The following is a 12,515-nucleotide window of genomic DNA, read 5'->3' on the forward strand; positions in this document are numbered from 1 at the left end:
ATGATGCAGCCCGCTCAATCTGGCTTTTATAGGCAGTTATCCCCCACTTATCTTCTCCCTCTCTCAATCTATAGGTGGGGCTCTTACTATCCGTTAATGCGGGATAAAAAAACAGAAAAACCAAATCCTCAGTTTCTCTGTTTCTCGGTTCTACTTATTCCAATTTTTATTTCCTTTTAGTGTGTTATGCTTTTATCCACTGCCTGTTCTCTTAAGCGGAATTTCTGAATTTTCCCTGAAGCAGTCATTGGATAAGCATCAATAAACTCGATATAACGCGGTATTTTATGTTTGGAAATTTTCCCGTTACAGAACGCTCGAATTTCATCTGTGCTTGCTGTCGCTCCTTCTTTCAAAATGACCCAGGCCATAACTTCTTCTCCATACACATGATCTGGCACCCCGACAACTTGAACATCCAAAATTTTAGGATGAGTGTATAAGAATTCTTCAATTTCTCGAGGATAAATATTTTCGCCACCACGGATAATCATATCCTTAAGTCGACCTGTAATTTTTACATAGCCATTATCATCCATAATTGCAAGGTCTCCAGTATGTAGCCACCTTTCTTCATCAATGGCCTCTCGGGTTGCCTCTTCATTTTTATAATAGCCCTTCATAACATGATATCCTCTTGTACATAGCTCTCCTTGAACTCCCCTTGCTACTTCAATTGATGTTCCAGGTTCGACGATTTTCACCTCTACATTAGGTAGTGCTTTTCCTACAGATTCTACCTTTAACTCGATTGGATCGTCCGTCCGAGTTTGAGTGATAACTGGAGAAGATTCCGTTTGTCCATAAGCAATTGTAATTTCTCTTGCACCCATTTTTTCTATAACTGCTTTCATTACCTCAATAGGGCAATTTGATCCTGCCATAATGCCTGTCCTTAAACTAGATAAGTCATAATTCTCAAATTCGGGATCATTTAACTCCGCAATAAACATCGTAGGAACACCATGAAGCCCCGTACATTTTTCATCTTGAACAGTTTGCAAAACTCTTTTTGGACTAAATTCTTGTACTGGTATCATAGTTGCTCCAACCGTTACACAAGCCATCGTTCCAAGCACACAACCAAAACAATGGAAGAACGGAACTGGAATGCAAAGTCGATCATCCTTTGTTAACTCCATACAATTAGCAATATTGAACCCGTTGTTAACAATATTCGAATGGGTTAGCATGACCCCTTTCGGAAATCCAGTAGTTCCTGATGTATATTGCATGTTTATTACATCGTGAGGATTAGTTGATTGAATCCGTGCGTCTAATTCATCATCTGACACATCCTCAGCTTTTTCGATAAGGTCACTCCATAAAAAAGTACCTGGATACTTTTTATCTCCTAAAACGATAACATTTTTAAGTTTTGGAAGACGGCTACTATTCAGTTCTCCAGGTGTGGAATCTTTAAGCTCGGGAACAATATCATATAGCATTTCGATATAAGAGGAATCTTTAAATTGATCCATTAAAATAATGGTTGTAGAGTCGGATTGCTTTAGAAGATATTCAAGTTCAGAAGTACGATAATTGGTATTAACTGTCACGAGGACAGCTCCCATTTTTCCAGTAGCAAATTGTGTCGTTAACCACTCAGGGGTATTACTCGACCATATTGATATATGCTCGCCTTTTTGAATTTTAAGACTCATTAATCCCCTAGCGATTGTTCGGCACTGGTTATCAAATTGCTCATAGGTCATCCTTAAGCCTCGATCGGCATAAACAACAGCTTCATGCTCTGGATGTAATTTCGCTTTTTCTTCTAACAGTTTCCCAATCGTTACATCTAATAGCTTCATTATCTTAGCCTCCCTTAAATGAAAGCAACAAAGACTTTCATTTAAAATTGTTTATTTATGAATATTCTATATTTTCAAATTATAACCTTTTTTCTCTATAAAAAAAGCTCTTCTAAATTGAAGAACTTTTTTAGATGAATATATTTATTCTGCTTTTTGTTGTTTTAGCAATTCTTTAATCTCTGATAATTGGTTTTCAATATTTTGAAGACGAACTTGTGTCTCATTTATTTCTTCCTCTGCTTGATAATTAATCGCAAAATCGATAATGGATTCATGTTTATCACGTGCAGCTTGTCGGTTTTGGCTCATCATAATAATTGGTGCTTGAAACGCTGCTATAAAAGAAAGGACTAAATTTAGTAAAATAAATGGTGGTGAATCAAAATGCATGCTTTTTGTGATCAACAGACTGTTCCAAATCGTCCATGCACTTAAAAATAATCCAAAACAAATGATGAACCTCCAGCTACCTCCAAATTGAGCAATTTTATCTGCTAACCGATCTGACCATTTAGTATGGTGTGAATAATCGTTATCCAATTGGCGAATGATTTCAGCTTGATAATGACCTACTAACTGGTCTATCCGCTTTAATCTTTCTGGATGTAGTTTATTATCATCATTTTCAACTTCCGTTAATTCTTCTTTTTCTACGATTTCCTGTTGGTTACCATTATTTTGATCCACTCAACAATCCTCCTATGTTTAGCACATTTACCCTAGTTGTACTTACTATAAATTAAACTTTTCTTTAATAATAGTAGCAACTTCTATTGCACTCAAATTTGTATTGTTTATTCTTATATAGTTATCTCTTGTAATTTCACCCTCAATTGAATTTAATCTAAATTCTTCCATAGTCTTTAATAAATTTTGTTCAGACCATTCAACGTTTCGCTTAGTAGGCTTGTGTTCTAGTCTATGGGGACTTTTGTTCCGATCCAATCTCTCTTCTAAATCAGCCTCTAGCTCAACAAAATAAACTGTTCCACCTTTTGATTCAAAAAGATTACAAACATTATTTATATAATCCCAATCTGCTTGATAATCAAATGCCCAAACATATGTGAAAATTAATCCATTTAAATCACTTTTTGATACTTCCTCAAATATTTCTTGGCGAAATAAATTTACTAATCTTTTTCCTTCTTTTGTACCGTAATCGAAAAAAGGACTGACCAATTCAATCGTCATATGATTGTGAAAAAGTTTTAAGTCTGTTATTTTTTCAAGTTCTTGCCCTACTGTCATTTTTCCAACTGCCTGTGGTCCAAACACTAATACAAATTTCATTTTATTTCGCCTCACTTAATCAATAAATATTCCGAATATTATATCATAAGTTTTATTTTACAAACCATATTAAGAAAAAATCTCTTCTTTTTACTCCTATATCAAAAATATTATGGCAAAAATAAAAAACAGGAAAACCATCTTTTTTGGCTTTCCTGTTTTTTAGCTTCCAATCTATTCACACTTATTAATTAGTCATACATAAAGTACTATTCTAATATCAACCACTAATTACTCGTCTTATCTTCTTTCTTTTTTTGCTACTCTTTTCATAAATTCAGTTTAGTAGATTGTTTAAAGTTTATTCGTTATTGTGGTTTTTCACTAAAAAAGCTGAAGCATGATTAACCGATTTGTCTTCTCCAATTTTAACTTCATTTAAGTCCCTTACCATAATCCCCTTACATGAAATACACAATGAGACACCATCTGTTAAATTCTCTCCACATTTAGGACAAGGTATACCCATGTTCGGGAAATGCCTTTGTAAAATTTTCCCTTGTCTTACCCACTCATAAATCCAATCTTCATTTACTGCAGTTGCATTTAAAACTTGAACGATTGTAGCCATACGATTTTCTCTTTTTCGTAGATAATTTAGTACGACTTCTAACCATGCATTATCGATTTTTGTACACTTTTGACAAAGCTTTGATTTACCGTTTTGTACAGTAAGGCTATAACATCTAGCACAATTAATGACATTATCCATACGTATTTTTTCATCCCCATAAAGATTTTAAATGTTATGTATTTCTAAAAAACGCATTTGAATGCATCTCATCCTTCTGAGAAAAAGATTGATGATCGAATAACTTTTAAAAGATTTAATACATAACTTTTTCATTTTCCATGTATGTGCACTTCTATGATGAAATAATAATTACTAAATATTGCCAAATTTCATCCTGTCCAATGAATGATTATATAGATTTTCACAAAATTTATCAATATTCAATTAATAAAGAATCTATTTTTTCGCTAATTTAATTAGCGAAAATAAATGCAAATGAGCAATATCGTGATTTTATATCCATTACATGACCCATTTCATTTTTTATATTGATGCAATCTTTTTATTAGTTGCGGAATGCTTGTTACATTAATCAGCATCTTGCTCGACAATCGTTTTCCAACCTACAGCTGTGATACCAGCTTCTAAACTTAACCGGCTAACAATTTTTTCAATAAGTGCAACTTTTTTTGTATCACAATTTAAAAATGCTCGTACAATAACTTTTCTTCCTTCTTCAATGTCTTCACTAAACAGTTCTTTTATCCCAATTCCTTCTGTATGGACCATATGCATAAGCAAGACCCTAATATGTGATTCATCTTTATCTAAGCAAGTTGCAGATATCATATAGAGTAAATTTTCCGATGTCTGTTCTCTTGCTTTTTTACTCATAAACACTGCCATTGGACGAAGTAAAATGTTTACTAAAACAACCCCAACAGAACCAATAATGCCTGCTTTTAAAAACCCTGCCCCAACAAGAGTACCAACAGCAGCAGCGCACCATAATGTTGCAGCTGTATTTAATCCACGAATACTAAATCCTTCTCTTATAATAACTCCACCACCCAGGAAACCAATTCCGCTTACAACCTGAGCAGCTATACGAGTCGGACTTCCTTCTCCAGGAGTCAAAACAGATAATAATACAAACAAACAAGCTCCTAGTGAAACTAGTGCGTTAGTCCGTAATCCTGCCATTCGGTGACGCCATTGACGTTCTGCTCCAATACAGGCTCCTCCAAGGGTAGCAACAATTAGGCGTATTACAATATCTTGCCATGCCATATTTTTCACCTCTATTTATTTCATACATAGAGAAAGGAGGATTACAGAAGTAAATCTCCTACATTTATTCCTAATGATTTTTATTAAAAATAGAATATTATTATAATGTCCATTATTTATCTTTTGACTTTAACAAATACTTTATTCCTAACAAATAGTAAAGAGGAGAACATCATGTTCTCCTCTTTCTACTAACGTTAAGAATATTCACTTACTAATAATCATCTTTTCTCTTTGTCACAAACTTATTATTCTTCCTCGTTAATCTGAAATGCAGAAATCTCTTCTTTCAACTCCGTCGCTAATATTGCTAGTTCTCCAATATTCATACTAATTTGGTCTGTCATTTTTATTTGATCTTTTGTACCTTCGCTTGTAGCCTTTGTTGCAGTAAATGAGCTAGTAGCAATATTGCTTACTTCATTGAATGACGCGGAAATCTCTTCCGTTGATGCGGAAATCTCTTCAGATGTAGCCGATACTTCTTGAATTTGTTTATTTACTTCAGTAATTGAATGCAATATTTTATTGAATTTCTCACCAGTTTGAGCAATTGCATCTAAGCCTTTGGCTGTTTGTTTTTCTTCAAGTTTCATTGCATTAATTAATTTAGTCGTTTCTTCTTGAATAGAAGATAGAATCTCCGAAATTTTGCTTGTTGATGTTTTAGATGCCTCTGCCAGCTTACGTATTTCTTGAGCAACAACTGAGAAACCTTTACCGTATTCACCAGCTCTAGCAGCTTCAATTGAAGCATTTAAAGCAAGTAAGTTTGTTTGTTCTGAAATACCTTTAATCACATCTATAATCACATTAATCTCGGATGATTTTTGACCTAATTGTTGAACTAAAATTGAATTCTCTTCCACTGTTTTACTGATGTTTTCCATTTCTGAAATACCTTGTTGTAAATAGATATTTCCTTCTTCAGCATTATTTGTTGCTTCAGTTGAAGATTCACTTGCCTCAGATAATTTTTCAGCTACATATTGAATGCCAGATGCTATTTCATCAGTTGCAATAGACGACTCATTAATACTGGTCATTTGTATTTCAGCACCTGCAGCCATCTCTTCCATTGATTTATTAACATTGTTTGTAATGTCACTTACTTGAGTAATATTAATAGCAAGGTTCTCTGATGATTGTGCTAGTTTATTCGAAGTCAAATTCAATTTTGAAATAAGTTGAATTAATGATTCGATCATTTCATTAAATGCTTTTCCTAATATACCTAATTCATCATTAGATTTGATAGGAACTTTTACGCTTAAATTACCTTTACTTACTTCTTCAGTCACATCGATTAATGAATTAATTGGCTTCATAATCATTCGAATAATATAGTAACTAATCAGTGCCCCAAGTACTAAGAACACAGCAACTATGATTCCAGTCGTCATTAAAATTGGCATAGACTCGTCCGTAAATTCTTGTTGCTGAATCGTACCAACAACTTTCCAACCTGTTAATTTATTCGTTACATACACCAATTCTTTTGCAGAATTATTAAATGTATAAGAAAATAAACCTTTGTCATCTTTCAAATTAGACGTAATTTCTTTCGGAAGAGAATCACCTGGTTTAATTGTTGGATGAATGACACTTTTGTAATTTTCATCTATTAATGCTGGGTAGCCTGTTTTTCCAATTTTTACATTTAGTACCATTTTCTTTAAATTATCTAATGTAATATCTATCGCAACAACTCCACTGTTATCTGGTAATACCTTTGCAATTGTTACAATAATTGATTTTGATGCCTTATCCTCATAAGGGCTAGTAATAATTATTTCTCCTCTATGGGCTTCAGCTTTTTTGTACCAACCTCTAGCTCTCGGATCATAATCTGCTGGAAAATCTGCATGAGGGTAAGTAAAAATCTTCCCATCTTCTGTACCGACGTAGGCTAGTCCAACTTCATTATTAATATCCACAATATTTTTGAAATTATCTAGTAATGTAGGTAAATTTGCCCCATTATAACTAGTTTTATTAATTGTTCTAGAAAGTAAATCAATCATCTTAAAATGATTTGAAATGGTTTCAGTAACATTATTATTAATCAGCGTTACGTTTCCAGAAGCACTTTCAATCATAGTTTGTTGGAGCTTGTTTTTTGCACTAATAAAAGAAGAAATGCCAATTACCGCACTCGGTAATACGATTAGAATAGCTAAAAATACTAATAATTTTGTTTTAATTTTTATGTTCTTCATCACACTTTGCCTTCCTTTTTGCTTTGAAATAGCATGGTTTTCATTTTTATTTCGGTAAATAGATGAATGAAATTAATGAATTTTAATAAAAATAAGTCTTTCTAGGTACATTTTGTATATAATTGGTAGTTTAAATTGGTGAATTAGTTGGTAGAAGTATTTTGTAATGTGATTAGGTGAATTAATTCGAGTTTTTTTATTAAGTCATAAAAATCATCATCAGTTAGATCAAGGCGCTGTAACATTAATAGAATAGATCCCTTTTCATTCTCAAGTGAACTAAGGCTCATTCCGTTTAATAAATCTACATAGCTTTTGGAAATCCCCATATATCTATGTTCCTCCATTTAATTAAATTAAACACACAATTTCATATAATACACCTTAATTTTTGGAAAATCTTGCTAAATTAAAAATTAAATCTATTAAAATTATTCAGTATTTTTTAAGGATAGTATTTTATTAAAGAAATGTATTAATTAATGGCTGTTTTCTTAAACTTTTATGCTATTAAATATGGTGATAAGTTGATTTCCACTTCAGGTTGCTCGCTTTCCGTGGGGCGGGCGCTGAGCCTCCTCGTCGCTATCGCTCCTGCGGGGTCTCACCTGTCCCGCTGCTCCCACAGGAGTCTCGCACCTTCCGCTCCAATCAACTTCATTATCAACATTTTGTTTTAACAAAATCTAAAAAAACAGCAATCTAATTAAAAAAAGAGCTCTTTTAAGAAAAATATAACTTGAATAAATCAGTTAATAGATTGTTTTACAAATGCCGTCTTCTTAATATTTGTTACTATTTTATCTATTTAAAACAAATATCTTTTAGAAAAGAACCTTAACAAAAAATAAATTTTTAGGATAATAATTTTTTATATAATCAACATCCACAATTCAATTTTATTCATCATAAAAAATGGATAATAAAAAAAAACAGAGAAATCACTATTCTGATTTCTCTGTCTATCATTTCCTATTCTATTTACAATCTATCTATCTTTCAATTATTATCTGAGAGGCAAATTCTAACCTAAATTAATTACTTATCATAATATCATCAAAATTGATTCTCTGCCCAGTTGTACCTGAAACGACAATCCTGAATCTTACAGGAGTCGTTTGAGTAAGGTTAAATGTTTTAACTGTTAATGTGGATGAACTAGTATTAGTGCTGCCTACGTTTGTCCATGTGGATCCACCATTAGTAGACATTTGAAGCTGCCAATTCGCACCGCTATCTGTATTGAAATTTGCATGAGATACTTGAACACTTTTTGCTCCGCTAACATCAAAGTTCATTGTAATTGCACCATTTGAACGCACGCGTGCAGACTGTGTACCATTTTTCTTATCTCCTGCTAAATTTCCAATAAGGGCATTGTCAAAATACCATGAACCACTTGAAAGTGTTACATTTCCTGAAGTATAAGCCGCTTTTGTGCCTGACTCGAAATTTTCGTTCAACGTTGCAGATTGAACAGGTCCACCTGAACCATTGCCATATGAACCTGGCTTAAACGTTGAAGGATCGTACCATTTATACCCTGCACTAGGTGTTGCCCAAGGCTCCGCTACTGGTTCAGTAGACGTTTGTGGATCCTCCATAGCAAGCAAAGTAGTTGGCTGGTCAAGCTGTAATCCGCTTACTTGGGATAATGACGTATAGCTCTCTTGATTAGATAACCAATCTATCATGTTTACAAGTAAAGTACCATCATTTTGTTCTTTAAAACCATCATAAGTTGTCTTTGCTGTTCCAGTTTCCTCACGTAAATATTTAGGAGTTGCATCCTCCACTGGAGATGAATCACCAATAAACCCTGCCTTCCCTAAACCTAGTTTGGAGACCGCCACGAATGGACCTTCAGCTCTCCCTCCGCCATCGTAAACTCCTTGGTCAACAGCACTAGCCCAAGACACAGATGTTTTAGGAAGATAGACAATTCCCTTTGCCTTATTTGGATCTGTAATTGCTAATGTTGATCCTGCATGCATTGCAACAGTAGAGACCCCACTTGTAATCCCGAAAGATTGACTTGGCGCTACGATATCATTAGCTGTAACATCACCAATCGCATTATAACGGAATCTAATTCCAAAGTTGGTTGATAACCAGTCAGACCCAGTTACGCCTTGCATCGCTGCAGACGCAGCCTCCTCTGTTCCCATTCCTTTTGTAGGATTGGAATATGCTCCCCTACGGTAGCCGTTAAAGACCTCAGAAGCATCAAATCGGTTTTTATTGCGGTCAGCATTATAATGATCAGCTATAAAAAAGAGACTTCCACCATTTTGGACATATTGTATCATCGCATCTTGTTCAGAAGTCTTGTAAGGTATATTTGCTTCACCAATAATTAATACATCGTATCCTTTTAAATCATCGTATGTAATTGGCGTAGTTTTTCTTAATTCTTTTGCATAATACCCTTTATTAGCTAAGGCATTTGCATAATCAGAAAATCCACCATCCAAAACCCAATCCGCTGCTCCAGCTGTTTGTCCATGAGTATTATCAAATAAAATCTTTTTCCCATTCGCAATTCCTATTGGCTGTAACTCAGGAGCAGGATCAAGTGCATTTTCGGCTGAAACATGAGGTGTAACATAATAAAAAACTGGAGATAAAAGCAAAATCATTAATGCAAAAATTGATACTTTTTTACGAATCATTTGTTTCACTCCTTTTTAATGTATTCTTTTAAAAAATAACATACTATTATTAACCAAATGTTGGGAATATTGTAAATTTAAGGTTAATGTCTTATGTATTCAATTAAGTAGATCTTAATTCTAGACAACTTAGTAAAAATTAGAGATTAGTAGACCAGATAAAAAAGGCAGTTTTCTTAAATCTTGTTGCTATTTAACAATGCGATAAGTTGATTTCCACTCCAGGACGCTCGCTTTCCTTTGGGCGGGCGGTGAGCCTCCTCGTCGCTATCGCTCCTGCAGGGTCTCACCTGTCCCGCTGCTCCCACAGGAGTCTCGCACCTTCCGCTCCAATCAACTTCATAATCAACAATTTACCTTTGAAATAACAATAATCTGTTAGAAAAATGTCAAAACAAAAATTACTTATTAATTAATAAAAAAACAGAAAAACCAGCAATTTAGTTTCTCTGTTTTTGCATTTTCTATCCTATTCATACTCTATTTGCTTTCCCTTTAATTTCTGTAAGAAGGGTTACATATCCAGTTCATGTTTACTATTTTTATTACCACTTCGAGACCAGATAACAACCGGAATGAGTAATAAGGACATAATTGCTCCAGAAAATCCTAAAGTAGCATAACTTGAGTTTGCAACAACCATTCCAGATAGCGCTCCACCAGAAGCTCCTGCTAAGGCAACAAAAACATCCACAGTACCTTGCGTCTTAGCGCGTGTTGACGGGTCTGTTGAATCAACTATTTGAGCAGTTCCACTTATTAATCCAAAATTCCATCCTAATCCAAGTAAAGAAAGGGCAATGACTAAAAACGTCATAGAATCACTTGGAGCAACAGCTGCCAATATACCTGCAAGAAGTAATGTAGCTCCTGAAGCAATTGACATGGCTGTTCGACCAATTTTATCAACAAGAATTCCCGTAATAAGGGAAGGGAGATACATAGAGCCTATATGAAAGCCAATCACTAGACCAACTTCACCTAAACTGTGACCATGATGTTTCATATGTACAGGTGTCATTGTCATGATCGCAACCATCACAATTTGAGTAAGTACCATAACAGTGGCACCAACTACAATACCCCTTTTGTTGTTTATTCGGTCAATAGTTGTTAAATTTTCTTTATGATCAAGTCCTTGTTTGTTCGCTTCGATCATTTTAGCAATAATTAATGGGTCTGGACGAAGCATGATGAAAAGTACAAGACCTGCTAAAATAAATGCTGCTGCTGATAAAATGAATGGACCTGCTAGTGCTGGAACGCCAATCGAAAGAGCAAAACTGCCCATTACTCCTACTAAATTGGGACCTGCAACTGCACCGAATGTTGTTGAAACCATCGCAATACTAATCGCAGTAGCTCTCTGGCTCTCATTTGCTAAATCTGTACCAGCATAACGAACTTGCAAATTGGTCGCAGTACCTGCACCATAAATAAGTAGAGAAGCAAACAACAAAATAACACTATTTGTTGCAGCTGCAATCATAACACCAATTGCTCCAATTCCTCCAGTCATAAAACCCGCTGTGAGGCCTAAACGACGTCCAAAACGCTGTGAAAGTCTACCAACTATAAAAGCTGCTCCAGCTGATCCTAACGTTAATAATGCTGCTGGAAGTCCTGAAAATGCTTCCGTTCCGAGCATTTGCTGTGCAAGAAGTGCGCCCACAGTAACCCCAGCAGCCAATCCAGCCCCACCAAAAATTTGCGAAAGACAAACAATCAAAAGTGTTCGTTTGTATAGTACTTTTTGTCTTTCATGAGAATCCGTATATCCTTTGTCCAAACCGTACGCTTTACTCGACATTTATAAACTCCTTCACTTAAAAATTTCTCTAAGAAGTCTGATTATTTTTCATATATATATTATTTCTAAAACAACTTCCAAATGTTATTTTCTCAAAACATGATTTATCCTGTCCAGAAATTGAACTTACAAAATTTTCAATCATTAAAGTTTATTCCCTTAGATAAAAAAACAGAAAAACTATCAATATGGTCTTTCCTGTTTTCTTGATTTCTTGTTTTCCTTTCCACTTGCATATAATGCTTTAATTTGATAACATAACTTACGAACGGTCGTCAGGTACATTTATTACGAGGTGAGTTTATTGAAAAGCAATGAAATAAAAGAAGCCGCTCTAAAGTTTTTCGCCATTCATGGATATGAAGGAGCGTCTCTTTCTCAAATAGCAGAAGAAGTTGGCATGAAAAAGCAATCCATTTACGCACATTTTAAAGGTAAGGATGATCTTTTTCTAAAAGTATTGCAAGATGCAAAAGAGGCTGATCTATCTTCAAAACTAAACTATTTCAATCAGATTGATTCACAAAATCCAGAAAAGGATTTATATAGATTTCTACAATTAATTATCGATACTTTCCAAAAAAGTGAGCAGTTAAAGTTTTGGTTACGTATGACGTTTTTTCCACCTGCACATCTAGGAGAAGCAATTGAAAAGGAAGTAAACGATATTGAGGAGAAAGTTCAAGCGATACTCGAAAATAAATTTCAAGATTGGATCGATACGAAAGTAATTGTCGCTGATGTAGCAAAAACACCGACCCTTGCTTTCTTAGGTATAGTCGATTCCCTTTTGGTGGAGCTTGTATACGTTAATGATGAGAAAAAGCTAAAAGATAAATTCGAAGCATCTTGGAAAGTGTTTTGGAGAGGTATTTCACATCAATGATTCTTTCAGAAAGA

9 protein-coding genes and 1 pseudogene are annotated in these 12,515 nt (G+C 34.4%); 1 reads left to right on the forward strand and 9 read right to left on the reverse strand.

Annotation, left to right across the window (positions count from 1 at the left end; all coding sequences use genetic code 11):
- Positions 1-176: 176 nt before the first annotated feature.
- The 9 genes and pseudogenes from J5Y03_RS09845 to J5Y03_RS09885 form a co-directional block, all read right to left on the reverse strand.
- Complete coding sequence (locus J5Y03_RS09845) at positions 177-1,814, reverse strand: AMP-binding protein (protein ID WP_209405094.1); 1,638 nt, start codon at positions 1,812-1,814, stop codon at positions 177-179.
- 144 nt (positions 1,815-1,958) lie between these two features.
- Positions 1,959-2,504 (reverse strand): DUF1003 domain-containing protein, encoded by a 546-nt coding sequence (locus J5Y03_RS09850; protein WP_322099569.1) that lies wholly within the window; start codon positions 2,502-2,504, stop codon positions 1,959-1,961.
- Between the two features lie 45 nt (positions 2,505-2,549).
- Positions 2,550-3,110 (reverse strand): AAA family ATPase, encoded by a 561-nt coding sequence (locus J5Y03_RS09855; RefSeq protein ID WP_209405095.1) that lies wholly within the window; start codon positions 3,108-3,110, stop codon positions 2,550-2,552.
- 301 nt (positions 3,111-3,411) lie between these two features.
- Positions 3,412-3,822 carry a hypothetical protein gene (locus tag J5Y03_RS09860; RefSeq protein WP_209405097.1) on the reverse strand — a complete coding sequence of 137 codons (411 nt, stop codon included), beginning with the start codon at positions 3,820-3,822 and terminating at the stop codon, positions 3,412-3,414.
- Positions 3,823-4,212: 390 nt separating this feature from the next.
- The gene (locus tag J5Y03_RS09865) at positions 4,213-4,914 is read right to left on the reverse strand and encodes an MgtC/SapB family protein (protein ID WP_209405099.1); all 702 of its coding nucleotides are present in this window, start codon (positions 4,912-4,914) and stop codon (positions 4,213-4,215) included.
- 248 nt (positions 4,915-5,162) lie between these two features.
- Positions 5,163-7,133: a methyl-accepting chemotaxis protein gene (locus J5Y03_RS09870; protein WP_245208853.1), complete on the reverse strand. Its 1,971-nt coding sequence runs from the start codon at positions 7,131-7,133 to the stop codon at positions 5,163-5,165.
- A 143-nt stretch (positions 7,134-7,276) separates the two neighbouring features.
- Complete coding sequence (locus J5Y03_RS09875; protein ID WP_209405103.1) at positions 7,277-7,462, reverse strand: hypothetical protein; 186 nt, start codon at positions 7,460-7,462, stop codon at positions 7,277-7,279.
- A 1,158-nt stretch (positions 7,463-8,620) separates the two neighbouring features.
- Positions 8,621-9,805, reverse strand: a pseudogene (locus J5Y03_RS09880) (Ig domain protein group 2 domain protein); the annotation flags it as partial.
- Positions 9,806-10,319: 514 nt separating this feature from the next.
- On the reverse strand, positions 10,320-11,615 hold the full coding sequence (locus J5Y03_RS09885; RefSeq protein WP_209405105.1) for an MFS transporter: 1,296 nt from the start codon (positions 11,613-11,615) through the stop codon (positions 10,320-10,322).
- 295 nt (positions 11,616-11,910) lie between these two features.
- Here J5Y03_RS09885 and J5Y03_RS09890 point away from each other — a divergent pair, with 295 nt between their 5' ends.
- Positions 11,911-12,501, forward strand: coding sequence for a TetR/AcrR family transcriptional regulator (locus J5Y03_RS09890; protein WP_322099570.1), 591 nt, complete (start codon positions 11,911-11,913; stop codon positions 12,499-12,501).
- Positions 12,502-12,515: the final 14 nt, after the last annotated feature.

The organism is Gottfriedia endophytica (genome assembly GCF_017814275.1).
Lineage (GTDB): Bacteria > Bacillota > Bacilli > Bacillales > Bacillaceae_G > Gottfriedia > Gottfriedia endophytica.